Raw genomic sequence first — 24921 nt, 5'->3', positions numbered from 1 at the left:
ATCCTCGATCAGGGAGTGGACGATGAACCTCGCGCTCTGGATCACCGCCGGGCTGCTCGCGGCGGTGGCGCTGGCCGGCGGGATCAGCAAGACGTTCGTGCCGCGGGAGAAGCTGGCCGCGGCGCACGGTGGCGGCTGGACCGGTGACGTCGGTGACGGTTTCGTGCGGACGCTCGGCGTCCTCGAACTCCTGGCCGCGGCGGGCCTGGTCCTGCCCGCCGTCTCCGGCATCGCGCCGGTAGTGGTGCCGGTGACCGCCACCGCCTGGATCCTGCTGATGATCGGCGCGATGATCACCCATGGCCGGCGCGGCGAGCGGGCGTTCGTGGCGCTGAACCTGTTCTACCTGGCCCTGGCGCTGGTCGTCGCGGTGGGCCGGTTCGGCCCGGGCGCCTTCTGACGGGGCACCGGGACATGGGGCACATCGGGCATGGGGGAGTGGACATGAAGGACAGGGCCGAGGAGTTCCAGGAGCTGCGGCCGCTGCTGTTCTCGATCGCGTACCGGCTGCTGGGCAGCGTCGGCGAGGCCGAGGACGCCGTCCAGGAGGCCTGGCTGCGCTTCGCCGGCTCACCGACCGAGATCAGGTCGCCGAAGGCGTTCCTGTCGGCGGCGGTGACCCGGATCTCGATCGACGTGCTGCGCTCGGCCCGGGTCCGGCGCGAGGAGTACGTCGGCCCGTGGTTCCCCGAGCCGCTGCTCGCCGACCCCTACGAGGATCCGGTGCGGTCGGCGGAGCTGGCCGACTCGGTGTCGATGGCGGCCCTGCTGCTCCTGGAGCGGCTCAGCCCGCTGGAGCGTGCGGTCTTCGTCCTGCGCGAGGTGTTCGACTTCGGCTTCCCCGAGGTCGCGTCGGCGGTCGGCCGCTCGGAGGCCGCCTGCCGCCAGCTGGCCGTCCGGGCCCGGCGCCACATGGCCGAGGGCCGCCCCCGCTTCGAGGCGGACCGCAGGGAACGCGACGAGCTGGCCGCACGCTTCTTCGAGGCCCTCCACGAAGGTGAACTGGCCGGCCTGCGGGACCTGCTCGCCGCCGACGTGTCGCTGGTCGGCGACGCCGGCGGCAAGGCCCCGCAGCTGGCCCGCGCGGTGCTGGGCGCCCAGAACGTGGCCCGCCTCCTCGCCGCCGTCGTCCCGCTGCTGTTCCGGATCGACGTCACCTGCGAGCAGCACGAGGTCAACGGCCAGCCCGGCGCGATCTTCCGCGACCGGCACGGCAGGGTCCTCCAGACCTTCTCCCTCGACATCCTCGACGGCCGCGTCCAGGCCATCCGCCTGGTCCTCAACCCCGACAAACTCGGCCACGTGGGCCCGGTGGCGGACGCCTGGGCCATCGCCGAGGAGATCAAACAGGCCCGCAGACCCACAGAGTGACAGTGCCTCACGTGCCCGGGTGGTCGGCTCGGTGGTCTCGCGTGCCCGGGTGATTGGGGCGGTGGTCTCGCGTGGCCGGTGGCTGGGGTTGTGGCGTCGCGTGCCCGGGTGGTCGGGGCGGTGGTTTCGCGCGGTCGGTGGGCGGGTCGGTGGTTTCGCGCGCTTGATGGCTGGGGTTGTGGCGTCGCGTGCCCGGGTGGTCGGGGCGGTGGTTTCGCGCGGTCGGTGGTCGGGGCGGTGGTCTCGCGTGCTTGGTGGCTGGGGTTGTGGCGTCGCGTGCCCGGGTGGTTGGGGCGGTGGTTTCGCGCGGTCGGTGGGCGGGGCTGTGGTGTGGTGCGGGCGGTGGTCGGGCCGTTGGTCGTGCCGTTGGTCGTGTCGTGCCCGGCGGCCGGACCGGTGGTCTTGCGCGGACGGTCGCCGGGTTCGGTCGGTGTGTCAGTCCCGGGCCGCTTCCGGGTGGAGGCGTACCCAGCCGTCCCAGGCCGAGGTGATCATGTCCTGGACGTCGTGTTTGGCCTTCCAGCCGAGTTCGGTGGTGATGCGGTCGGCGGAGGCGACGACGCGGGCCGGGTCGCCGGGGCGGCGGGGGGCGACGGCAGGGGGGAGGTCGTAGCCGGTGACGGCGTTGATGCGGTCGATCATCTCGCGGACCGAGACGCCCTCGCCGCGCCCGATGTTGAGGGTGAGCGCACGGCCCGGCTCGGCCTGGAGGGCGCGGGCCGCGGCCACGTGGGCCTCGGCGAGGTCGACCACGTGGATGTAGTCGCGGACGCAGGTGCCGTCCGGGGTCGCGTAGTCGTCGCCGAAGATGCGCGGCGCCGCGCGCTCCGTGAGCTTCTCGAAGACCATCGGGACGAGGTTGTAGACGCCGACGTCGGCGAGTTCGGGGCGGGCCGCGCCGGCCACGTTGAAGTAGCGGAGCGAGGCGGTGGACAGACCGGTGGCCCGGCCCGTCGCGCGGACCAGCCACTCGCCCGCCAGCTTCGTCTCGCCGTACGGCGACATCGGCACGCACGGCGTCTCCTCCGTCACCAGGTCGACGTCCGGCATGCCGTAGACCGCCGCGGAGGAGGAGAAGACGAAGGACGGGACCTGAGCCTCCGTCACGGCCCGGAGCAGGACGCGCAGGCCTTCGACGTTCTCGTGGTAGTAGTGCAGCGGGCGGTCCACCGACTCCCCGACCTGCTTCTTCGCGGCCAGGTGCACGACCCCGGTCACCTCGTGCTCGGCCAGGACGCGCGCGACCCTCTCACCGTCCAGCGTGGAGCCCGTCACCAGCGGCACGTCCTCCGGCAGGCGCTCGGCGATGCCGGTGGACAGGTCGTCGTACACCACCGTCCGCTCGCCCGCCTCCGCCATCGCGCGTACGACATGCGCCCCGATGTAGCCGGCGCCGCCGGTGATCAGCCAGGTCATGTGTGGCCGTCCCCTCCGTGAGTTGGCCCGTGGTGTTGGCCCGTGGTGTTCGTCAGCCGCGGTCACTCCTCAGTGAACCAGGTGCCGCCGACATCTGTGGACGGGCCACCTGACGCACCGCGGTCATGCGGACACCCGCCGTGTTCCCGCGGCGGCGGGTGGCGCGCCACAGCCGGGTCAGGGAGAGCACGGCGGCCGTGGCCAGCAGGCCGTTGCGGGCGAGCATCAGCAGGCAGCCGGTCCAGGTGCAGTGGACGACCTCGGCGTAGAACGCGGGGTAGGCGACGGCGCTGAGCGCGGTCGCCGCCAGGACGAGCGCGGCGACCGGACGCTGGGTGGTGTGCCGCGAGGTCAGGCAGACGGCGGCCAGGCCGAGCAGCCAGATCATGTACTGCGGACTGATCACCCGGCTGGTGACGGTGAACAGGAGTACGGCGCTCAGCGCCGCGTCGTACGGGGTGGCCGGGGACCAGTGCCGGGCCCGGACCCGCCACAGCAACAGCAGCGCGAAGGCGGCCGCGGTGAGCACGAGGGAGGCGGTCGCGACCGCGTGCACGTGCGGGCCGACCAGTTCGATCGCGCCGTACTGGTAGCGGGTGGTGCCCCGCCAGCCGGCGTGCCGCGCGAGGCTCAGCGCGGTCCCGCCGAGCGACTCGATCTGCACGCCCCGGCCGCCCTGCTGGCGGAGGAAGGCGAGCGGGTTGCGGAACGACACCACGAAGACGGCGAGGGTCACGGTCCCCGTCAGAGCCGCGGTCAGCCACGCCCGGCGGGTCGGCCGCCCGCGCTCCAGGCCCAGCAGCACCAGCGCCGGCCACACCTTCACCAGCGCACCCAGCGCCGCGAGCGCACCGCACGCGCGCGTGGAGCGCGACAGCGCCAGCAGGGAGAGCACGGCGAAGGCGGTGACCTCCACGTCGTAGCGGGCCAGTGGGAGGTGCAGGAGGAGAGGCAGGCCGCCGGTCCACAGGGCCGCGCCGAGCAGCGTGCGGCCGGGGCGCCGGCCCGCGCGGGCGAGGGCCGCCGTGACCAGCGCGTCGGTGGCCAGGGTGAGCGCCACGAACGCCTGGAAATAGCTGAGTCCGGGCACCAGCCCCGGCGCGAGCAGCACCGCGCCGGCACCCGGCGGGTACTGCCACAACGTGTCGTGGGCCGGGAACGCGCCGTGCGACAGCACGCCGTACCAGTGGAAGTACAGCCGCCACACTTCGCGCGCGACCGATCCGTGCCCCAGGGACCGCTCGTTGTTGTGGGCGAGGAGCCAGAGCATCACCGCGCGCGTGGAGACCCAGGCGACGGCGAGGCGGAGCAGCGGCGGGAAGAGGCGAGGGGGGAGGCGCGGGAGTCGAACAGGCGGGGCGAACGGGACGCGCGGAAGCGGAGTGTACGGGTGGCGATTCATCGACCGCGAGCGTAAGCCGCGCGGATGGTGTATCCATGCCGATACGCCGTCATTACCCGGCAAAGGTTGGCTAATCGCAAAAGATCGGGCCGTGGTGAGTATCGGGCCTCTCGTAAGAACACATCCGCGCACGACACGAACAGAAGACGACAGCCGGCCGGCTCCACGGAGTCGGCCGCGCCCGTTGGGCGGCCCGCCCCGGTGGCCGCGGGCCGCCCGGGGCCTCGCCGTGGCCCTCCCGGCCGCGGTGATGCTCGCCGTCGGGTTCTGGGGCCTGCACCGCGGCGGCATGTGGCGCGACGAGGCCGTCACCTACCAGGTCGCCCGGCGCACGGTGCCGCAGATCTGGCGGCTGCTGCACGACGTCGACGCGGTGCACGGCCTGTACTACCTGCTGATGCACCTCGTCCTCGCCGCCGATCCCGGCCACCCCGGCGAGGTCGTCCTGCGGCTGCCCTCGGTGTGCGCGGCGGCCGTCACCGCCGCCCTGGTGGCCGTCCTCGGCAGCCGCCTGGCCCGGCCGCGGGTCGGCCTGTGGGCCGGGCTGCTGTACGCGGTCACCCCGCTGGTCGGCCACTACGCGCAGGAGGGCCGCTCGTACGCGCTGGTCGCCGCGGGCGCCACCGGCGCGACGCTGCTCCTCGTCCGGGCGGTACGGGAGGAGGGGTGGCGGGCCTGGTGGTGGTACGGCGCCGTCCTCGGAGTCACCTGCTGGCTGCACGAGTTCGCCGTCCTGCTGCTGCTCGCGCACGCGGGAACTCTGGCGCTGGCCCGTTCGTCGGGAAGGGTGTGGCGGGGGTGGGGCTGCGCGGCCGGGGGCGTGGCGCTGTCGCTGCTGCCGATGGTCGTGGTCTCGCACGGGCAGTCGGCCCAGGTGGCCTGGTTGCGGGAGCCGGACGTGGAGACCGCGCAGGAGTTGCTGCGCCAGTACCTCGGACCGACCGACAGGGTGTACTGGCCGTGCCTGGCGCTCGGGCTGCTCGGGCTGACGCGGCTGGTGGGCCGGCGCGGCGAGGTGACCCTCGCGGCGGTCGCGCTGCCGCTCGCGGTGCTGCCACCGGTGGCACTGATGCTGGCCTCGCAGTACACACCGCTGTACGTCGACCGGTACGTGCTGTACGCGCTCGCCGGTGCCCCGCTGCTGGTGGCGCTCGGCGCGGACCAGGTCGCCCGGGTGTTCGGCCGTCTCCGGTCCCACGGCACGCGGACGGCGCCCCGGTCGCCCGCGGTCACCCTGGCCGGGGTCCTGGCGGTTGTCCTCGCCTTCACCCACCAGGTGCCGCTGCTGCGGGCCGACCGGGTGCCGGGTACCCGTCCGGACGACCTCGGGGCGGTCGCGGCGGCGGTGGCCCGGGTGCTGCGGCCCGGCGACCCCGTGCTGTTCCTGCCGGCCCACGCGCGCGGGGCGGAGTTCGCGTATCCCGCCGACTTCAAGGGCACGAGGGATGTCGCACTGGCCGAACCGGGGGCGGATTCCGGGACGTTGTACGGGCGGGAGGTGGGGGCGGGGGTGCTGCGGCGGCGGTTGGCGGGGGTCGACGAGGTGTGGGCCGTGATGGAGAAGTACGCGCTGGTGAGCGGGTACCGGCCGCGGCTGGGGACGGAGCGGGCCAAGTTCGCCGTGCTGAACCAGCAGTTCGTGCTGCGCCAGGAGATGGTGATCGACCGGGTTGCGCTTCGGTTGTATGTGCGGCCGATTCGGGTGGGCTCGGAGGAGTCCGGGCTGCGGGTGCGTGGGGGCTGGTCGCGCAGTTCCCCGCGCCCCTGAAGGGGCGCTCCACGGGAGCTCCCTCAGCAGGAACCGTCCTCCAGCGCCGCCGCGTCCAGCGTCCCCGTCAGTTGGTCGAGCCGCGTCTTCAGGTCCCGGATCTCCTCCACGTCGAAGCCCGTCGCCGCCACGATCCTCCGCGGTACCGCCAGCGCCCGCTCGCGCAGCGCGGTGCCCTCCTCCGTCAGCCGTACCTCCACCGAGCGTTCGTCGCGCGTGCTGCGCTCGCGGCGCACCAGGCCCGCCGCCTCCAGGCGCTTGAGCAGCGGGGAGAGGGTGCCGGAGTCCAGGCGCAGGTGTTCGCCGAGCTTCTTGACCGGCAGGTCGCCCTGTTCCCACAGCACGAGCATCACCAGGTACTGCGGGTAGGTGAGCCCGAGGTCCTTGAGGATCACGCGGTAGACGCCGTTGAAGGCGCGGGACGCGGCGTGCAGGGAGAAGCAGATCTGGCGGTCCAGGTGGAGCCACTCCGCCTCGGGGGCGGGGCTGGGGGTCGGGGTCGTCGCGGTCATGGCTCAATCGTAGCGCTTGTGGGTCATTTAGTTGTGGGCAATTGAATTGTGTGCTCTACTTGTGGTCGTGAGGGCGGCCGGAACGGGAGCCGCCGGAACACGGATACGTCGAGTACTTCGAGAGGGACGGTCTTCCATGGACGCCATCTACACCGCAGCCGCCACCGCCACCGGCCGGGAAGGTCGGGCGGTCAGCTCGGACGGCCAGCTGGACCTCACGCTGGCGTTCCCGCCCGCGCTGGGCGGCAACGGCCAGGGCACCAACCCCGAGCAGCTCTTCGCCGCCGGTTACGCCGCCTGTTTCGCCAGCGCCCTCGGCGCCATCGGCCGCCAGGCCAAGGTCGACACCGGCGAGATCTCCGTCACCGCCGAGGTCGGCATCGGCAAGGACGAGTCCGACGGCGGCTTCGCGCTCAAGGTCACCCTGCGCGTCGAGCTTCCCGAGGCGCTCGCCAACGAGGAGGGCGAGAAGCTGGTCCACCAGGCCCATGCCTTCTGCCCCTACTCCAAGGCCACCAAGGGCAACATCCCGGTCGAGCTCGTCATCGAGTAACCGAGCGGGTGACCAGCGGCCCCGGGGACATGTCCCCCGTCCGGGTGAGCCGCGCGAGCACCTCCCCGGTTCGCCGGCTCCAGTCCACCACCACCGCCTCCGCGGGCAGCCGCTCCTGCCGCGTCAGCAGCAGCCAGCGCACCCGGGGGCGGTGGTCGTGGCCGTCGGCCAGGTCGATGCCGTACCCGGGGAGCAGCCGGACGGCGTAGTAGGCGTCCGTCACCACCGGTTCCCCCGGGCCGATGTGCCGGGCCGCCCAGTCGTACGACGGCCAGCGCGGCGGCTGCGCGAAGCCGACCGGGTCCACCGAGCGCGGTACGACCGCCCCGGCCTGCGCGGCCAGAAAGCCCAGGCAGACCCCGCCGGCCGCGGCCCAGCCCAGCGCCCGCCGCCACCCGCACCAGGGCCGCTCCGCCGCCAGCTCCACGGCGAGCGCACACTGCGGCGCCAGCAGCACGAGCCCGAGCAGCCCGGCGAGCCGCGCGCACACCAGCGCCAGACACTCCAGCGCGAACAACAGCACCAGCGGATCACGCCAGGCCGCCCGCCAGGCCACCGGCCGTACCGGCCCGCGCGGCGCCGACCCGCCCGCCCGCCGTGCCCGCAGCCACAGTGCCGGCAGCCCGAGCAGGGCCAGCCAGCACTGGCCGGCCCACCCGCCCAGGCCGGCCCATCCGCCCGGACCGGCGTACGACCCGTAGGGCGCCGACGGCACCACGCGCGCGTGCGTCCCGAAGACGAGCACGGCCGCCGCCACCGTGCACAGCAGCGCCCACCGCCCCCACACCGCACCCCGCCACCCCCGCTGCCACCCGGCCACGAAGGCCACCGCCCCGGCCGCCGCGCCCACCCCGGTCACCGGGTCGACCAGCGCCACCGTCCCGTACAGCAGGCCGAGCCCCGCGTATCCGGACAGGCTGCGCAGGCCGCTCGGGCCGACGTAGCGCACCCGCCGCAGGTCGCGGGCGCGGGCGCCGGTCAGGGCCCAGGCCCAGAGGGTGAGGCCCAGGGCGAACGCGGACGGATAGCCGAGGCTGCCGGTCAGCGGCAGCAGGGCCAGCGAGCCCCCGCCCCACGCCGGCCGCGTGCCCCACAGCACGGACAGGAAGGCCAGCGCCAGCACCGGCGCCCACGGGCGCGGGGTGAGGACGCGGACCAGGCGGCCGAGGCCCGTCAGCAGCACCAGCAGGTTCAGCGGGCCGCTCACCCGCAGCAGCTGCCACCCCGTCAGTCCGGTCAGCCGGGCGAGCGCGCCCTGGGCGAGTACGTACGGGGAGACGGCGGTGTCCGTCAGGCCCGCCCGCAGCCGTGCCACCGCCGCCGCGTGCACTCCGGCCTCGCAGCAGGGCGGCACCCGCCAGTACGCCAGGGTCATCAGCAGCCAGAACAGCAGGCCGAACACCTGGTAGGGGGTGAGTCTGCGGACGCGGCCGCCGCGCAGGGCGGTGCAGCCACGGGTGGTGCGCCGGAGCAGGGCGCCGGTGCTCACCGGAGGAAACGGACGGGACGGACCATTTGCCAAGTGTTCCCGTCCGCCCCGACCGCGCTGCCGTCCGTCACCTCATCGAGTGATGCCGACCGTCCTGGGCGACCCCTGCACGGGAACCGGGACCGACCGGTGCGCCAGCGGTTCGAGGAGCAGCGGCACGCCCACCACCGGCAGTAGCCACGCCAGCACGATCAGCCGGTCGCCGAAGATGGTGATGTCCGGGTGCCCGGCCTGGGTGAGGATCCCGGTTCCGGCCGCCGCGAGCAGGAAGACGCCGAACGCGGGCCGCCGCCGCGCTCCCCACGCCCCGGCCGCCAGCGCGGCCGGGAACAGCGGCGCCAGCAGCTGCCGCCGCAGCCACTCCACCCAGAAGTCGCACTCCAGGTGGAGGAACTCCCGCGCCGGGTGCGCCCGGTCCGGGTGGGTGTAGTGGCCGGTCAGCAGGTCCTGCACGCTCTCCGCCTCGGAGGGGTACCGCAGCAGCCGGGCGAGCAGCAGAGTGCCGGCCACCGCCCCGCACCCCACCACCGCGATCACGGCCACCCCACGCCCGGGACCCTGCCCGCGCCCGGGACTCCGCCCGCGTTCGACTCCCCGCTCGCGCCAGGGACTCCGCTCGCGCCCGGGACCCCGCCCGTACCGGCGTCGCCGCCACAGTGCGACCACCGCCGCGGCCCCGGCCAGGCACGCACCGAGAAAGAGCGCCTGCGAGTGCTTCACGGTGAACAGCGCGAGCAACGCACCCGCCACCAGCATCGTCCCCGCGCTCACCCGCCCGGTCAGGACCCGTGCGCACCCCCACAGCGCCGTCAGCGTCAGGGCCAGCATCAGGCCCTCCGCCATCGGACGCATCGCGGTCGTGCCGACCGGCAGGACGTAGTACAGGGCCTGCCCGGTCAGGGCGAGCGGTACCGGTACCGACACCGTGCGCAGCACCAGGAAGACCAGCACTCCGCCCGCGCCCGCGACCAGCACACCCGCCAGCCACACCCCCCACGTCACCCCGAACACGGTGACGAACGGCACCAGGAACACCGGATACCCCGGCCGCACCTCGAAGATCTGCCGCAGCCGAGGGGCCACGAACGGCACGACGTGCCCGTCCGTCTGTGCGCCCCCGGCCCGCAACCGCCGCTCCACCCGCCGCAGTTCACCGGCCCGGCACTCCGCGGACACCCGGCCGGCCGGACTGGGCGCGTGGAAGCGCAGCACGTCGACGCGCTGCGCGCGCTCCGCCGCCGACGCCTTGCCCGCGCACACCCAGCCGACGGTCTCGGCCGCCGCCTCCCGCTTGCCCGCCCCGGCCAGGGTCAGCGCGTACGACACGTAGTTCTTGGAGTCCGGCGTGTCCCGGCCGGTCACGTTCGCGAGTTGCAGCACCGCGAAGACGGCGGCCAGCACCAGCACCCAGGTACGCGGTCTCACGTCGACGCCAGCAGGTCGCGCGCGCCGGCCGGACCGGGCACCCGGGCCGGCGGCTCCGGCATCGGCTCGCCGAGCAGCAGCGTCCGTACGACCCGCTCGGCGGCCCGGCCGTCGTCGAACTCGCAGAACCGGGACCGGAAGTCGGCCCGCAGCCGTGCCGACTCCTCGTCCCGCCAGCCGCCCGAGGCGAACAGCCAGGCCAGCTCCCGGTAGGAGCGCGAGACATGGCCCGGTGCCTCGGCGGTGATGTCGAGATAGGCGCCCCGGCTCGCGGTGTACGCGGCCCAGTCGTCGGCGTGCACGACGATCGGCCGGTCCAGGTTGGCGTAGTCGAACATGAGGGAGGAGTAGTCGGTGACCAGGGCGTCCGAGGTCAGCATGACCTCCTCGGCGTGCGGTTCGCAGGTCGCGTCGACCACGATGCCGCGCCGGTGCAGCTCGGCCAGGCCCATCCCGCGGGCCGGGCCGGTCGCGAGGGCCGGATGCAGGCGGACCACCAGGGTGTGCCCCTCGCCGAGGTCGGCGGCGAACCGGGCCAGGTCGATCCGGTCGACGTGCCCGCCCCGGACGTAGTCGCGGCGGGTCGGCGCGTAGAGCACGACGGTGTGGTCGGCCGGGATGCCGTGCCGGGTCCGGAAGTCCGTCGGGCCGCCGGTGACCAGGACGTCGTTGCGCGGGCTGCCGGTGCGGGCCGACGCGAAGTGGCAGGGGTAGGCCCGCTCCCACACCAGCTCCGAGTGGCGGTTGGCGACCAGGCTGTGGTCCCAGCGGTCGGCCCGGCGCAGCATCTGCGGCACGTCGAAACCGAGCCGGGCGCCCGGCTTGCCCAGCAGGTCGGCGCCCAGGTACTTCAGCGGGGTGCCCCGGTGGGTGTGGACGTGCACGCTGCCGGGCCGTTTCACCAGTGCGCCGGGCCAGTTGACGTCGTTGACGAAGAACTTCGCGCGGGCGGTCAGCCGCAGGTACTCCGGGGAGTCAAGGAGCACGTGCGCCACGCCGTCCGGGAGCCCCGCCGCGACCTCCGCGTCCCGCACCACCCAGACGCCGCGCAGGTGCGGGGCGATCTCCGCGGCCGCCCGGTACACGGCCGCCGGGTCGCCGCGCAGCCCCTGGTGCGAGGCCGCCGAGTACAGGACCAGGTTCTCGTCCGGCTGCCGCAGGCCACGGAGCCCGGTCAGCGCGCGCCGGGCCCGGGTCCCCGCCGCCCGCCGCACCCGCAGCGCCTGCCTGCCGCCCGCCCGTCCGGCCCGCCCGGCCTGCTCCCGCAGCAGGTAGGACGCGTAGGACCCGTCCAGCACACCGAGGTCGGCCCCCGCGGCCCCGACAGTCCCGACCGCCCCGACGGCGTCCGCGGTCTGCTCCGGCCGGAAAGCCCGGTGCAGCTCCGCCGTCCGCCGGAAGAACTCGCCCCGGGCGGCGGGCGGCAGCCGGTCCGGTTTGGCGAGGATGTCCAGGCAGTGCTCGCCCATCTTCCGGTGCAGGCAGGGCCGCCAGCCGGCCAGTTCCGGGCGGGCGTCGAGGAAGGCGAAGACCCGCTTGTACTGCTCGTGGACGTCGAAGTGCTTGCGGCTGGTGGTGGAGAGGATGTTGCCCTGCCGGCGCTGGCGGTAGTTCACGCAGATCCGGTCCAGGGTGGCGATCCGGGCCGCGCTGAGCATGACCGGGAAGGTCCAGGGGGTGTCCTCGTAGTAGCCCGGCGGGAAGGCGAAGCCGTTCTCCTCGACGAAGTCACGCCGGTACGCCTTGTTCCACACCACCATCAACAGGTCGAGGATCTCCGGGCGTTCGGCCGCGGTGAAGACGCCGTCGGTCGAACCCAGCACCTCCGCGAGGGCGTTGCGCCGGGTCCCGCCCCACCAGTAGGTGCGGGCGTAGTCGAAGACCAGCACGTCCGGGTCGCCGGTCTCCGCCAGCCGGTCGGCGACCGCGCGCAGCGCGCCCGGCGTGAGGGTGTCGTCGCTGTCGAGGAAGAGGAGGAAGTCGCCGGTGGCGTGCGGGAGTCCGGCGTTGCGGGCACGGCCGAGGCCGACGTTCTCCGGCAGGTGCAGGACCTTCACGCGCGGGTCGCGGTCCGCGTACTCGTCGAGGATCGCGCCGCAGCCGTCCGGGGAGCGGTCGTCGACGGCGATCACCTCGACGTCGTGGAAGGACTCCTCCAGGACCGAGTCGAGGCACTCGCGGAGGAAACCCTGCACCTTGAAACAGGGGACGATCACACTGAGTCGGGGCACGGTCAGCTCCTGACGAGGGTCGGGGCCGGGGCGGGCAGGCGTTCGGCGAGCGGGATCACCGTCGGGATGTCCTCCGGCGGCCGGCCGAGGAACACCCGCCGTACCACCCGCTCGGCGGCCAGGCCGTCGTCGAACTGGCAGAACCGCGCCCGGAACGCGGCCCGCAGCCGCCGGGACTCCGGGCCGCGGTAGGAGCCGTCGCGGAAGATCCGGGCCAGCTCCTCCGGGGTGTGGGCGACCGGTCCCGGCGGCTCGGCCATCAGGTCGAAGTAGACGCCCCGGGTCTGCCGGTAGACCTCCCAGTCGTCGGCGTAGACCACGATCGGCCGGTCCAGGTTGGCGTAGTCGAACATGATGGAGGAGTAGTCGGTGATCAGCGCGTCCGCGGCCAGGCACACGTCCTCGGCGGAGCGGTGCGCGGTGACGTCGATGACCCGGCCGGTGCCCGCCGGACGGCCCCGGTCGTAGAAGTAGTGCGCGCGCAGGAGTACGACGACGTCCTCGCCGGCCGCCTCGCAGAACGCCTCCAGGTCGAGGCCGGACTCGAAGCCGGTGTGGTGGTCGCGGTGGGTGGGGGCGTACAGCACGGCCGTCCTGCCGTCGGGGACACCCAGCCTGCGGCGGGCCCGGACCACGTCGTGGGCGGACGCCGTGTAGTAGACGTCGTTGCGCGGATAGCCGTACTCCAGGGTCCGGTAGGAGCCGGGGAAGGCGCGTTCCCAGGTCTGGGTGGAGTGGCGGTTGGCGGAGAGGTTGAAGTCCCAGCGGTCGACACGGCCGAGGAGCCTGGTGAAACTGCCGGTCTGCGCGGCGACCACCGGGTACGTCGACTGGTCGACGCCCATCTTCTTCAGCGGGGTGCCGTGCTGCGTCTGGACGTGCACGCTGCCCGCCCGTTTGACGACCCCCTCCGCGAAGTTGGCGTTGTTGACCAGGTACTTGGCGCGGGCCAGCACCTCCCAGTACCGGCGGCTGCCGATCACCGCGCACTCCACGTCGTCCGGCACGCCGTGTTCCTGGCCGGCCTCGACCAGGAACACCGAGCGCACGTGCGGGGCGAGTTCGCGGGCCACGGCGTGGATCGCGGCCGGGTTGCAGACGTAGCCGCGCCCCCAGTAGGCGCAGTACACGGCGAGGTTCGGGTCCAGCGGGCGGCGCAGGTCGAGGGCGTAGCGCAGCCGGGTCAGCGGCATGCGCGGGCGGGGCAGCCGCCCGGCGGCACCGGCGGCGATCCGGTTGGCGCCGCGGAGCACGCGGAACGCGCTGTACGCGCCCGCCGCGAGGAGCCGGTGCTGGACCCCCACGCTCCCGCCCGGCATCCGGAACCCGGCCGGCCGGTGCGTGCGGTGCAGCCGGGCCGCCCGCCGGAAGAACGCCCGGTGCCCGGACGGCATCCGCTCCGGCCGCGCGGCCGTCCGCAGCACCACCGCGAAGACCTGCTCGAACAGGGCTCGCGCCCGGTCGCCCGGCAGCGCGGCGGCCCGCTCCAGGACCAGCTCCACCTGGTCGAGGAGCTCGTGCTGGTGCGGTCCCGGCAGGTTCGGCCGGCTGCCCTGGCGGCGCAGCCGGTGCCGTACGACCACCGAGCGCAGCACCGCGATCCGCTCGGCGGCGACGGTGGTCAGGCCGCCCCAGCCGAGGTCCGTGAAGTGCCCGTCCGGGAAGCGCAGCCGCCGCTCGGCGAGGAAGTCACGGCGGTAGACCGCGCTCCAGGCGGGCAGCGCCACGCCCGTCAGCCGCGGCGCCCGGTCCGGGGTGAACGCGCCGCCCGGCAGACCGGCCAGCAGGGGCGCCGCCGGGTTGGCCGGCTCACCGTCCCACCAGGGCGTCCGCTCGTGCTCGGCGTACAGCACGTCCACGTCACCGGTCTCGGCGAGCCGGGCGTCGAGCAGCGCCAGCGCGCCCGGGACCAGCACGTCGTCGCCGTCGAGGAAGAGCAGGTACGTGCCGTGCGCCGCCCGCATCCCGGTGTTCCGGGCCCCGCTCAGCCCGGCCGACGGCGGTGAGTGCACCGGGGCGACCCGGGAGTCCCGGTCGGCGTAGGCGGCGGCGACCTCGGCGGCCGGGGCGTCGGGCGCGTCGCAGACCGGGATCAGCTCCAGGTCGCCGAAGGACTGGGCGAGGACCGAGTCCAGCGCCTGGGAGAGCCGGCCGGCGACCCCGTGGGACGGGACGATGATGCTGAAGCGGGGCATGCTGCTCTTTCTCAGGTGTGCATGCGGCCCGGCCTTCCCGTCGGCCGCCAGGTGGACGGCCGGGACGGAGTGGGCCGCGAGGTGTTGGGGGGCATGAGGGAACTCCCTGCAAGGCAAACGGCGTTCAGCGGCCCTCGGTGACGGGCAGATGTCCGGAAGGTTGCGGAACGGTGGCCAACGGGGGGTGGGTGAGCCCCGAGGCCGCCGAGGGCACGGGGTGCCGGTCCGCCAGCGGGACGACCTCCGGCAGCCCGGCCGGCTCGCCGAGCACCACGTGCCGTACGACCCGCTCGGCGGCGCGTCCGTCGTCGTACCGGCAGAACCGCTCGCGGAACGCGGCGCGCAGCTGGGCCGAGCGGGAGCCGCGCCAGTGGCCGCTGGCGAAGATGTCGATCAGCTCGTCCTCGGTGCGGGCGACCGCGCCGGGCGGGCTGGACCGCAGGTCGAAGTAGGTGCCGCGGGCCGCGTGGTAGGCGTCCCAGTCCTCGGTGTGCACGACGATCGGCCGGTCCAGGTTGGCGTAGTCGAACATCAGGGAGGAGTAGTCGGTGATCAGCGCGTCCGCGGCCAGGCAGAGGGACTCCACGCCGGGGTGGTCGCTGACGTCGATCACCCGGTCCCCGGAGGCGAGCGGGCCGCCGTGCCAGTAGTGGGCGCGGGCCAGGATCACGAACCGCGGGCCCAGGCGGCGCACGATCCGGTCCAGGTCGAGGGCGGGGTGCTGGGTGCGCCGGTAGTCGCGGTGGGTGGGGGCGTACAGCAGGGCGACCGCGCCCTCGGGGACGCCGAGCGACTCCCGGATCCGGGTGACGTCGGCCGAGGTGGCCTGCTGGAAGACGTCGTTGCGCGGGTAGCCGTACTCCAGGGTCCGGTAGCCGCCGGGGTAGACCCGCTCCCAGGTCAGGGTGGTGTGGCGGTTGGCGGACAGGACGTAGTCCCACTTGTCGACGCCCCGCAGCAGCTCCTCGAAGTCCGTGCCGGCGGCGGCAGCGGGATGTTCCTGGAGGTCGAGGCCCATGTGCTTGAGCGGGGTGCCGTGCTGGGTCTGCACGAACACCTGGCCGGGGCGCTTCTTCAGCCGCCGGTCGAAGTTGACGTTGTTGACCAGGTACTTGGAGCGGGCCAGCGCCGTCCAGTAGCCGAAGGAGCCCGGCCGCAGCCGGCGCGGGCCCGGCGGGATCGTGTGGTGGTGTTCCGGGCGGGCGATCCACGCGGTGCGGATGTGCGGGGCGTGGGTGCGGAACGCCTGCTCCAGCGCGCCCGGGTTGCAGCCGTGCCCGCGATTCCAGTAGGCAGCGAAGACTGCGCGGTCGGCGCGCAGCGGGAGCCGCAACTGGACCCGGTAGTGCAGCTGGAGCAGGGCCGAGCGCAGACCACGGACGGACTTCACGCCGGCCTTGACCGTGCGGCGGCGGACGGACATCGCCAGCTGGAGGGCACGGTAGGTGCGGTGCAGGCCGTAGTGGACGAGGCCGTGGCGGAGCCGGGTGCGCAGGGGGAGCTTCGAGCCGCCCGCCTGAAAGCGCCGGTAGTGGGCGCGGGCCGTGCGCAGGAACGCCCCGCGGGTGCCCTTCGGAAGCCGGCCCGGGCTGGTGAACACCGTCGTGAAGTGGTCGATCATGCGGCCGAACAACACCGGCTGCCAGTGCGCCAGTTCGGGCCGCTCCTGGAGGAACGCGAAGACCCGGTCGTACTGTTCGAAGATGTCGAAGTGCCGGCGGCTGGCGGTGGAGAGGATGCTGCCCCGCCGCCGCTGCCGGTAGTGCACGCAGACCCGGTCTAGGGTCGCGATCGACCCGGCGGTCATCAGGACCGGGTAGGTCCAGGGCGTGTCCTCGTAGAAGCCGGGCGGGAAGGCGAACTCGTGCTCCTCGACGAACTCCCGCCGGTACGCCTTGTTCCAGGCCACCATGAGCACCCGCAGCAGACCGGGCCGGTCGTCGAGCCGGAACGGCGCCGGACCTTCTTCGGTCAGGTGCGACGCGACCTTGTTGCGCTCCGCCCGGCCCGTCCAGAACGTCCGCGCGTAGTCGTGGACCAGCACGTCCGGGTCGCCGGTCTCCTTGATCCGGTCGGCGATCGCCCGCAGCGCGTCCGGCGTGAGCGTGTCGTCGCCGTCCAGGAAGAGCAGGTAGTCGCCGCGCGCCTGCGCCATCCCCGCGTTGCGGGCACCGCCCAGGCCCTGGTTCTCCGGCAGGTGCAGGGCCTTCACGCGCGCGTCCCGGGCCGCGTACTCGTCGATGATCGTGCCGCAGGCGTCCGGCGAGCGGTCGTCCACGGCGATCAGTTCGAGATCGGGGTACGACTGCGACAGCACCGAGTCCAGGCACTCGGGCAGATACGCCTGGACCTGGTACGCGGGGACAATGACACTGAACCTGGGCAAGGGGCATCCATCGGTCGGTCGGCGCGGGCGTTCTGCCCGGGAACGGCCAATGGAGTGATTCGGTTACGGTTCGTTACGTCATGTGAGTGACTGTGGGTGAACGGCGGAGGGCGAGCCGATGGCCGACTCGCCCTCCTTCACTGCTCTTTGTGGGGTTATTTGACCGCGCCCGCCATCACCCCGGTCACGAACTGCCGCTGGAACGCGAAGAACACGGCCAGCGGGATCACCATCGAGATGAAGGCGCCGGGCGCGAGGACGTCGACGTTGTTGCCGAACTGGCGCACCTGGGTCTGGAGCGCGACCGTGATCGGCTGGGTGCCCGACTTGGTGAACACCAGCGCGACCAGCATGTCGTTCCACACCCACAGGAACTGGAAGATGCCGAGGCTCGCGATCGCCGGCCCGCCCAGCGGCATCACCACCCGGGTGAACAGCCGCAGTTCACCGGCGCCGTCGAGACGGGCCGCCTCCAGCAGCTCGCGCGGGATCTCCGCGAAGAAGTTCCGCAGCAGGAACACCGCGAACGGCAGCCCGAAGCCGACGTGGAAGAGGATCACCCCGAAGATCGTCCCGAACAGGCCTATCCTGCCGAAGAGTTCGGCGATCGGGATCAGCGCCACCTGGACGGGCACGACCAGGAGACTGACCACGACCAGGAACCACCAGTCCCGGCCCGGGAACTCCATCCACGCGAACGCGTAACCGGCCAGCGCCCCGATGATCACGACCAGGACCGTCGCCGGGACGGTGATCAGGACCGTGTTCCAGAGGGAGTGGGTGATGTCGCCGTTCTCCAGGAGCCTCCGGTAGCTGTCGAACGTCAGCTGGGACGGCTTGGCGAACACGTGCCACCAGCCGTTCGCGCTCATGTCCTCCGGGGAGCGGAGGGAGGACGCGAGCAGGCCGATCGTCGGCACCAGCCAGAACAGGGCGACGACGATCAGGAAGACCCGGACCAGACCGCTGTTGAGCTTCTCCAGCACCCAGCTCATCGCCGCTCCTCCCGCCGCAGCCGACGCACGTTACTGCGCCATCCCGAGGGCGCGGACAACAGCGGCTGCCGCCGCGGGCCCCCGGACCCCCAGCCGAAAAACAGGCGGTGCACGCTCATCGCCGCTCCTCCCGCCGCAGCCGACGCACGTTGAACCACATCACCGGGATCACGAGCAGCAGCAGGAAGACCGCGATGGCGCTCGCGATGCCCGGCTGGCCCTCCGAGAAGCCCTTGCGGTACAGCTCCAGGGCGAGCACGTTCGCGTCGTCCTGCGAGGAGCCCGGCGCGATGATGTACACGAGGTCGAAGACCTTCAGCACGTTGATCATCAGGGTGACGGTGACCACCGCGAGGACCGGCGCGAGCAGCGGCACGGTGACCTTGCGGAACACCTGCCACTCGGTCGCCCCGTCGACCCGGGCCGCCTCCAGGAGCTCCCGGGGCACCCCGGCCAGCCCGGCCGCGATCAGCACCATCGCGAAGCCGGCCCACATCCAGACGTACGACCCGATGATGGCCGGGGTGACGAGGGACGGGCCGAGCCAGTCGACGCCGTTGTAGGGCTGTTTGAAGTTGCTCGCGGGGAGCCTGAGCTGAGCGCCGTCCGCGCCGGCGGGCAGCGTGAAGGTGCCGTCGGCCGCGGCCTTCGTCGACGCCACCACCGTGCCGTTCTTCACCGCCTCGATCCGCATCCCGTCGTAGCCGAGCTCGGACGGGTCGGGGGCGCCGAGTTTTCCGACGCCCTTGCCGCGGGTGAAGTCCTGCCAGGTGGTGCCGGTGATCTTCGCCGGGTCCGCCTCGGCCGCCACGGCCTTCTTCGCGCCGTCGGGCATCTGGTCGGGGGCGACGCCGACGAGCGGGAGGGCGACGGTCTGGCCGGTGTGGACGGTGGCCGTGGTGATGAAGCCGCCCTGGTCCGGCTTCAGGGGCGACTCGCGGCCCGGGTGGGCGTTCGGGAACGCCGAGGACTGCGCGAAGGTGTCGTGGATGCCGACCCAGACCGCGTTGGCTACCCCCTTGTCCGGATCCTGGTCGTAGACGAGCCGGAAGATGATCCCGGCGGCCAGCATCGAGATCGCCATCGGCATGAAGACGACCAGCTTGAACGCCGTGCCCCAGCGCACCCGTTCGGTGAGCACCGCGAAGATCAGGCCGAGGGCGGTGGAGACCGTCGGCGCGAACACCACCCAGATGACGTTGTTCTTCAGGGCGGTGCGGATGCTGTCGTCCGTGAAGATCGCCTTGTAGTTGTCGAAGCCGGCGAAACCGTCGCCGTTCGCGTTGTAGAAACTGCGGATCAGCGAGTACCCGATCGGGTACACCACGAGCGCGCCGAGCAGCACCAGGGCGGGCAGGAGGAAGAGCACCGCCACGCCCCTGCGGGTGCCGGTCACACTCCTGCGGCGGCCCGGTGGAGCGGGGGCCGTGGTCGACGATGCGGCCATCGCCGGGTCAGCTTCCGCTGCCGTAGGCGGCCGCCGCGTCCTTCTCCAGTTTCGCCTGGGTGCCCGCGACGTCCGTGGGGTTCTGCAGGAAGTCCTGGAGGTCCTTCCACTCGCCCTTGCCCGGGGTGCCGCCGAACGCCTGCGGGGCCTGGTCGGACATGTCGAAGCGGAAGTCGTCGCCGGACGCGATCAGGGACTTGGCGATCGTGCGCTGCACCTCGTTCGGGTACGCCGAGTTCGGCACGCTCTTGTTCGGCGAGAGATAGCCGCCGAGCTTCGCCTGGATCGTCGCCGCGTCCGGGGAGGCCAGGAACTTCGCCAGCGCCTGGGCGCCCTTGGAGTCCTTGAAGATCACCGCCGCGTCACCGCCGGAGACCACGGGGGCCGTGGAGCCGACCGCCGGGAACGGGAACACCTTGGCGTCCGTGCCCACCTTCGCCTTGGTCTCACCGATGTTGACCTGCACGAAGTCGCCCTCGTACACCATGGCCGCCTTCGGCTGGTCGCCGCCGGTGAAGGTCTGGGTCACCGAGGCCGGGAACTCCGTCTGGAGCGCGCCGGACGCGTTGCCCGCGACATACCCCTTCTTGCCCCAGACCTGGGCCAGGGTGGTCAGCGCCTGCTTCACCGACGGGTCGGTCCACTTGATCTTGTGCTGGGCGAGCTGGTCGTACTTCTCCGGGCCCGCCTGGGAGAGGTAGACGTTCTCGAACCAGTCGGTCAGCGTCCAGCCGTCGGCGCCGCCGACCGAGAACGGGGTGACGCCCGAGTCGTACACCGCCTGCGCCGTCGTCAGCAGCTCCGGCCAGGTCTTGGGCTCCTTGGCGCCCGCGTTCTCGAAGACCTTCGCGTTGTACCAGATCAGCGACTTGTTGGCGGCCTTGTAGTAGACGCCGTACTGCTTCCCGCCGACCTTGCCGATGTCCTGCCAGCCCTGCGAGTAGTTCTTCTGCACCTCCGTGAGCGTGTCCGCGCTCAGCGGCTTCACCCAGCCCTTCTGCACGGCCTGCTTGATCGCGCCGGGCTGCGGCAGCAGCGCGATGTCCGGCGGCTGGCCGCCCGCGATCTTCGATCCCAGGAAGTTGATGATCGGGTCCTGGGCGGGCACGAAGGTGACCTTCGCGCCGGTGCGCTTCTCGAACTCCGCCAGCACCTGCTTGAAGTTCTTCTGCTCCTGTCCCGTCCACACGGCGGCCACTTCGAGGGTGGTGCCGTCGAGCTTGGGGAGGCTGAGGGTGCTGGACTCGGTGGCGCCGGTGCCGGTGTCGCCGTCGGACTTCTTGTCGCTGCTTCCGCACGCGGTGAGCGCGAGGGATCCCGCGAGCAGCGCGGCGAGTGTGGCGAGGGCCCTGTGTGTCCGGATGGTGTTGCTCATGACGCGCATCACTTCCCCGTTCGTCGTTCCTCATTGAACGTCAGAACTCTGTCCCGTGCGCTCCGGTGTACGCGGGGGCCGCGTACGCGGCAAGTAGGCCGACAGGTCAGCGCGGGGGATCGTGATCGCGTTGTGATCGGCGACCCGGTGCCGGTGTGGGCGTTCGCTGCGGGCTGCCGCCCCCAGACCCCTGCTTCGGCCTGGACGGCCTCGTCCTCAAATGCCGGACGGGCTGATGGTGACCGCTGATCACAGAAGGGAAGGAACCTCCGCCGCCGAGACCTCCTTCGCCGCCCTCTCCACCGCGCTCGCCAGCAGGGCGAGGTCCGTCGGGCCGTTGCCCAGCTCGCGGACCGGGCGGCGGGCCGGGGGATCGCCCATGCGGTGCCAGTCGAGGGCGACCACCGTGGGGCGCTGGGTCGCCGTGCGGGGGATGCGGCCCGTGACGCGGCCCGTCTGGAACTCCGTGGTCCGGCCGTCCGGGGTGGTCAGCCGGCCCCGGCCCGGCGCCGGTTCGTCGGGGCCGCCGCCCGGGGTGTCCAGGGCGATGCGCAGGGTGGCCTGCCGGGCCGGCTCCGTCTCCGCCGTACGGCCGCCGGTACCGGCCGCCGCGACCAGGTGGACGCCGAGCCGGTCGCCCTCCTTCGCCACCGCCTCCAGCGCCCGCATCACGGAACCGGCGGCCGGGCGGCCCGGTGAACCGAGCGCGGGGGAGACCAGGGCGTCCAGATCGTCGACCACGACCACGAGCCGCGGGAGCGGGGGCGGCGCCTCCGTACGCTCACGGGCCGCGGCACCGGCCGCCGGGCGCAGCCGGAGCGTCGAACTCGGCGGGGCCTCTATGTCGGCGGCGCCCGAGGCGGCGGGGCGGCCGCGCTGCGGCACGATACGGCCGGAGATCTCCCGCCGCGCGTGCCAGTCGGTGAAGTCGGAACGGCCCAGCAGCTCGGCCCGCCGCTTCAGCTCGGCGCTCAGCGACTGCGCCAACTCCCGCATCCGCACCGGATCGTTGGCGGTCAGATGGGTGGTGACATGCGGTATGTCCGTACAGACCCGCAGGCCCTCGCCGTGCCCGCCGCCCGTGCCGACGCCGTCCCGGCCGTCGATCAGGACGATCCCGAGCCGGTCGGGGCGCTCGGCGGCGGCCAGCGAGGCGACCACCGCCCGCAGCAGCTCCGTACGGCCGCTGCCGGGCGGGCCCTCGATCAGCAGATGCGGTCCCTCGGCCACCAGGTCGGCGGTGAGCGGGCCGCGCGGTCCGGCGCCGAGCACCGCCCGGGCCCGGCCGCCCAGCGACTCGGTGTCGTCGGCCGCGTCCGCCCAGCGGGCCATCAGCGAGGCCGGGGTGGCCCGCGCCAGCCCCAGCTCGTCCAGCAGCCGGGCGGACTGCGGGAGCGGGGCGGCCATGCGCGTGTGCCGGTCGGCGCCCGGGCCGTCGGGGCGCAGCGGGGCCAGCGCCCGCGCGAACCGCTCGGCCCAGGCGGGGGAGACCGCGTCCACCGCGGCCAGGGTGCCGGGGCCGACCGGGCCGATGTGGCCTGGGCCGACGGGACCGGAGTGGCCGGTGCGACCGCCCGCCGAGACCCGCATGAGGTGCAGTGCCGTCGCCACGTCGCCGCTGAGCAGGGCCACCGCCCCGCACTCCCGGAACGTCGGCGTCACCGCGCACGCCTCCTCGTACGTCCGGTCGACCGGGGAGGTGGACGAGGTGGGGGCCGTCTCCGCGAGGCAGACGACGTGCACGCCGGCCCGCGGTCCGGCCACGGCCAGCCGCGCCACCGCGTCGCGCAGCGCGGAGCCACCGGGATCGCCGTCCACGACGACGACCGTGTAGGGGCCCGGGAAGCCGCCCTTGCCGTCGTCGGCGCCGAGGTCGTGGCGGGCCCAGGAGGGGCCCCCGGCGGCTTCGGAGGACGCGGCGTCCGCTGCCGTTCGGGCCGCGGGGACCGGTGCGGGGCGGTCGGACGGGGCGGCCGGTCTGCGGGGGGCGGACAGCTCCTCCGTCCGCCGCAGCAGTTCCTCCACGCGGGCCGCCGCCTGTTCACGGTCGTAGGCCAGCAGCAGGCGGCAGTCCTGGCCGTGCCCCGGGCGGACGTGCGGGAGCCAGCCGAGCCACGACCACTCGGCCGTGCGCTCCTCCAGGGGGCGGGCCCGGTCAGCGCTGATCAGGACGATCTCCAGCAGATCCGGCGAGTGCAGGGCGGCGAGCTGGGCCAGGACCGCGCGGGCCAGGCCGGCCAGGCGGGTGCGGGGACCGGCCAGGCCGAGGGCGCCGGCCTCGCGCAGATCGGCGGTGACCGGGACGGCGGGGAGCAGACCCGAGCCGTCGGGCGTCGAGCGGTCCGCCGTGCCGAGCCGGACGGTGAGCGCCTCCGGGTGGCCGGGGCCGCGCTCCCAGAGGCGGGGGCCGGGGCCGAGCGCGGTCAGCAGCAGGGCGGCGGGGTCGGGCCAGGTCTCCGGCTGGGCGGGCACGGCGGCGGACGGGGCGTCGCCGTCCTGCGCCGCGGTCTCCTCGTCGGCGGCCGACGGGGTCTCACCGCGCCCGCCGGCCAGCCGCCGCGCCCAGGCCCCGAGCCCACCGCGCCTGCGCGCGCCGGGCAGGGCGGGGGCATCGGTGCCGCGGAGGGGGGTGCCTTTGCGCCGGGGGGAGGGGGCGTCGGCGGGGTCATGGGCGGGGTCGTCGTGGGCGAGGGTGCCGCCGTCGGCGGAGGCCCGGCCGGGGGCGGCGCTTCCCGCGCCGGCGGCGGTGGAACTCCGGCCGCTTCCGACGCCTCCGGCACGTGCGGAGGAGGCCGAGCGATCGTCGAGCACTCCGGATCGGCCGGCGTGGGTGTCGCCGGAACTGTGCCTGACGGCGGATCCGGGGGCGGTGCCGGACGCGGATCCGGGTGGGGTGCCGGGTGTGGTGTCAGGGCCGTCCGCGGTGTCGGGGCCGTATGCGGTTCCTGATCCGTGCGGCGCGCTCGTGCCGTACGCGGCTCCCGACCCGTGGGGCGCACCGGTGCCGTACGCGGCCTCGGATCCGTGGGTGGGGACGGGGCCGTACGCGGCGGCCGAGCCGTACGCGGTGTCGGAAGCGCCGTGCGGGCCCGGCAGCGGGCCGCGGTTGCCGGTCGGCTGGTAGCCGTGCCGGTCGCCGTCGTACCCGCGCGGGTCGCCGTCGTACCCGCGTCCGGCCGAGGGCGGCTCGGTCCCGCGACCGGTGGACGAAGGGAACCCGGCGCCGGTCGGCCGGCCGCCTGCTCGTCCGGTCCACGGCGGCCCGTCGCCGGGGCCGGCCGCCGGCTGTCCGCCCCGGCTCTCGATCCTCGGTGCGGCCCCCTGGGCCGGCACGACCGGTGGCTCCGCCGGGCCGTGCCCCTGGCCCCCGGCGGCGCCGCTCGCGGCTCCCCAGCCGGCGGTGCCGTAGGCGTGATGGGTACGGCCGGCCGGCGCGGTCGTGCCGCCCGCCGGGGCGGCGGAAAGGCCGCCGTCGGTCTCCTCGCCGCCCGTCAGTACCCGCACGCACCCCTCTCCGTCGGGTGCGGTGCCCACCCGGGCCCCCGGTCCCCCGGACGGCGTAAGCCGCAGGGCCGATTCCCCTATGCGCAGGAGCGAGCCCGGGGTGAGCCGGACCGGGCGGTCGGTGACGCGGGTGCCGTCCAGGGCCGTGCCGTTGGTGGAGTGCAGGTCGGCGACCGAGACCCGGCCGTCGGCGGCGACCGTGACCGCGCAGTGCAGCCGGGAGACGTCCGGGTCGTCGAGCGGGACGTCGGCGTCGGCGGAGCGGCCGATGGTGATCTGGCCGCCGTGCAGGAGGTGGACCCCGCCCGCGTCCGGGCCGGCGATCACGTGCAGCTGGGTCGGGGCGTCGTCCAGCTCGGGGTGCGGCTCGGGGGCGGCGGGGGCGCCCAGGGACAGCACCGCGCCGTCGACCAGCGGGGGCTCGCCCAGGATGCGGCGGCGGGCGTCCAGCCGCTCCACCCCGGCGTACAGCACGACCGGGGCGCCGCTCGGCTCCCGGCCGCCCAGGCTGCCGTCCCCGGTGACCGCCGAGGCCAGCCCCGACGCCACCGCGGCCAGGTCCGTGCCCGCGGGCGCCGTCACCAGCACGTCCCGGCTCACGGCCCGGCCCCGCTGCGCGGCAGGGCCCAGCGGGTCTACGACGGTCAGCCGGATCTGCATCGCCGTCAGCGGTCCCTTCTGCGCGGGCGCGGAATTCCCCCCACCGCCACGAGCACGTCGGCCAGTTCTGCTGTCAAACGCATCCTCGCACCTGCCACTGACAACGCGCCCACGCCCCGATGGTAAGTGATCTTGATTGGTCAGCTCTGCCCCCAAAAGTGCCTGACCAATACCGTGCGCACGATCACTTGA

The 24921-nt window shown here is 73.8% G+C and carries 16 protein-coding genes; 4 read left to right on the top strand and 12 right to left on the bottom strand.

Annotated features, from left to right (window positions below; genetic code table 11):
* The first annotated feature begins 22 nt into the window (after positions 1 to 22).
* Entirely contained in the window at positions 23 to 400 is a 378-nt protein-coding gene (locus ACGF5O_RS47075; protein WP_393816115.1) for a DoxX family protein, read from the top strand.
* Between the two features lie 44 nt (positions 401 to 444).
* Positions 445 to 1371 (top strand): RNA polymerase sigma-70 factor, encoded by a 927-nt coding sequence (locus ACGF5O_RS47070; RefSeq protein ID WP_393816114.1) that lies wholly within the window; start codon positions 445 to 447, stop codon positions 1369 to 1371.
* 435 nt (positions 1372 to 1806) lie between these two features.
* On the opposite strand, the gene galE is transcribed toward ACGF5O_RS47070, so the two are convergent.
* Complete coding sequence (gene galE / locus ACGF5O_RS47065) at positions 1807 to 2787, bottom strand: UDP-glucose 4-epimerase GalE (protein WP_393816113.1); 981 nt, start codon at positions 2785 to 2787, stop codon at positions 1807 to 1809.
* Positions 2788 to 2839: 52 nt separating this feature from the next.
* Positions 2840 to 4057: a glycosyltransferase 87 family protein gene (locus ACGF5O_RS47060; RefSeq protein ID WP_393816135.1), complete on the bottom strand. Its 1218-nt coding sequence runs from the start codon at positions 4055 to 4057 to the stop codon at positions 2840 to 2842.
* Positions 4058 to 4418: 361 nt separating this feature from the next.
* Between ACGF5O_RS47060 and ACGF5O_RS47055 the strand changes: the two genes are divergently transcribed.
* On the top strand, positions 4419 to 5957 hold the full coding sequence (locus ACGF5O_RS47055; RefSeq protein ID WP_393816112.1) for a glycosyltransferase family 39 protein: 1539 nt from the start codon (positions 4419 to 4421) through the stop codon (positions 5955 to 5957).
* Between the two features lie 23 nt (positions 5958 to 5980).
* Here ACGF5O_RS47055 and ACGF5O_RS47050 read toward each other — a convergent pair whose 3' ends face one another.
* Entirely contained in the window at positions 5981 to 6469 is a 489-nt protein-coding gene (locus ACGF5O_RS47050) for a MarR family winged helix-turn-helix transcriptional regulator (RefSeq protein ID WP_393816111.1), read from the bottom strand.
* Between the two features lie 136 nt (positions 6470 to 6605).
* Here ACGF5O_RS47050 and ACGF5O_RS47045 point away from each other — a divergent pair, with 136 nt between their 5' ends.
* The gene (locus ACGF5O_RS47045) at positions 6606 to 7022 is read left to right on the top strand and encodes an organic hydroperoxide resistance protein (RefSeq protein ID WP_393816110.1); all 417 of its coding nucleotides are present in this window, start codon (positions 6606 to 6608) and stop codon (positions 7020 to 7022) included.
* On the opposite strand, the gene ACGF5O_RS47040 is transcribed toward ACGF5O_RS47045, so the two are convergent.
* The 9 genes from ACGF5O_RS47040 to ACGF5O_RS47000 form a co-directional block, all read right to left on the bottom strand.
* Positions 7012 to 8511: a hypothetical protein gene (locus ACGF5O_RS47040; protein ID WP_393816109.1), complete on the bottom strand. Its 1500-nt coding sequence runs from the start codon at positions 8509 to 8511 to the stop codon at positions 7012 to 7014. The genes ACGF5O_RS47045 and ACGF5O_RS47040 overlap by 11 nt on opposite strands.
* A gap of 72 nt (positions 8512 to 8583) precedes the next feature.
* Entirely contained in the window at positions 8584 to 9936 is a 1353-nt protein-coding gene (locus ACGF5O_RS47035) for a hypothetical protein (RefSeq protein WP_393816108.1), read from the bottom strand.
* Positions 9933 to 12167, bottom strand: a complete 2235-nt coding sequence (locus ACGF5O_RS47030) for a CDP-glycerol glycerophosphotransferase family protein (RefSeq protein WP_393816107.1) — start codon at positions 12165 to 12167, stop codon at positions 9933 to 9935. Before ACGF5O_RS47030 ends, ACGF5O_RS47035 begins: the two co-directional genes overlap by 4 nt.
* Before the next feature lie 2 nt (positions 12168 to 12169).
* Entirely contained in the window at positions 12170 to 14362 is a 2193-nt protein-coding gene (locus tag ACGF5O_RS47025) for a bifunctional glycosyltransferase family 2 protein/CDP-glycerol:glycerophosphate glycerophosphotransferase (RefSeq protein WP_393816106.1), read from the bottom strand.
* Positions 14363 to 14486: 124 nt separating this feature from the next.
* Positions 14487 to 16748, bottom strand: coding sequence for a CDP-glycerol glycerophosphotransferase family protein (locus ACGF5O_RS47020; RefSeq protein ID WP_393816105.1), 2262 nt, complete (start codon positions 16746 to 16748; stop codon positions 14487 to 14489).
* Positions 16749 to 16903: 155 nt separating this feature from the next.
* Positions 16904 to 17743 (bottom strand): carbohydrate ABC transporter permease, encoded by an 840-nt coding sequence (locus ACGF5O_RS47015; RefSeq protein WP_393816104.1) that lies wholly within the window; start codon positions 17741 to 17743, stop codon positions 16904 to 16906.
* A 115-nt stretch (positions 17744 to 17858) separates the two neighbouring features.
* On the bottom strand, positions 17859 to 19190 hold the full coding sequence (locus tag ACGF5O_RS47010) for a carbohydrate ABC transporter permease (protein ID WP_393816103.1): 1332 nt from the start codon (positions 19188 to 19190) through the stop codon (positions 17859 to 17861).
* A 7-nt stretch (positions 19191 to 19197) separates the two neighbouring features.
* Complete coding sequence (locus tag ACGF5O_RS47005; RefSeq protein ID WP_393816102.1) at positions 19198 to 20574, bottom strand: ABC transporter substrate-binding protein; 1377 nt, start codon at positions 20572 to 20574, stop codon at positions 19198 to 19200.
* 240 nt (positions 20575 to 20814) lie between these two features.
* On the bottom strand, positions 20815 to 24729 hold the full coding sequence (locus ACGF5O_RS47000) for an FHA domain-containing protein (protein WP_393816101.1): 3915 nt from the start codon (positions 24727 to 24729) through the stop codon (positions 20815 to 20817).
* Between the last annotated feature and the right edge of the window lie 192 nt (positions 24730 to 24921).

Origin of the sequence: Streptomyces sp. NPDC048291, from assembly GCF_043201715.1 — a bacterium.
Lineage (GTDB): Bacteria > Actinomycetota > Actinomycetes > Streptomycetales > Streptomycetaceae > Streptomyces.
Note: the sequence above shows the minus strand (reverse complement) of the source record. Positions and strands in the feature narration are given on the sequence as shown.

Excerpts from the sequence above, each read along its gene's own strand:
- ACGF5O_RS47075 (WP_393816115.1), top strand. The coding sequence starts at position 23 with ATGAACCTCGCGCTCTGGATCACCGCCGGGCTGCTCGCGGCGGTGGCG.
- ACGF5O_RS47070 (WP_393816114.1), top strand. The coding sequence starts at position 445 with ATGAAGGACAGGGCCGAGGAGTTCCAGGAGCTGCGGCCGCTGCTGTTC.
- galE (WP_393816113.1), bottom strand. The coding sequence starts at position 2,787 with ATGACCTGGCTGATCACCGGCGGCGCCGGCTACATCGGGGCGCATGTC.
- ACGF5O_RS47060 (WP_393816135.1), bottom strand. The coding sequence starts at position 4,057 with ATGCTCTGGCTCCTCGCCCACAACAACGAGCGGTCCCTGGGGCACGGA.
- ACGF5O_RS47050 (WP_393816111.1), bottom strand. The coding sequence starts at position 6,469 with ATGACCGCGACGACCCCGACCCCCAGCCCCGCCCCCGAGGCGGAGTGG.
- ACGF5O_RS47045 (WP_393816110.1), top strand. The coding sequence starts at position 6,606 with ATGGACGCCATCTACACCGCAGCCGCCACCGCCACCGGCCGGGAAGGT.
- ACGF5O_RS47025 (WP_393816106.1), bottom strand. The coding sequence starts at position 14,362 with ATGCCCCGCTTCAGCATCATCGTCCCGTCCCACGGGGTCGCCGGCCGG.
- ACGF5O_RS47015 (WP_393816104.1), bottom strand. The coding sequence starts at position 17,743 with ATGAGCTGGGTGCTGGAGAAGCTCAACAGCGGTCTGGTCCGGGTCTTC.
- ACGF5O_RS47010 (WP_393816103.1), bottom strand. The coding sequence starts at position 19,190 with ATGGCCGCATCGTCGACCACGGCCCCCGCTCCACCGGGCCGCCGCAGG.
- ACGF5O_RS47005 (WP_393816102.1), bottom strand. The coding sequence starts at position 20,574 with ATGCGCGTCATGAGCAACACCATCCGGACACACAGGGCCCTCGCCACA.
- ACGF5O_RS47000 (WP_393816101.1), bottom strand. The coding sequence starts at position 24,729 with ATGCAGATCCGGCTGACCGTCGTAGACCCGCTGGGCCCTGCCGCGCAG.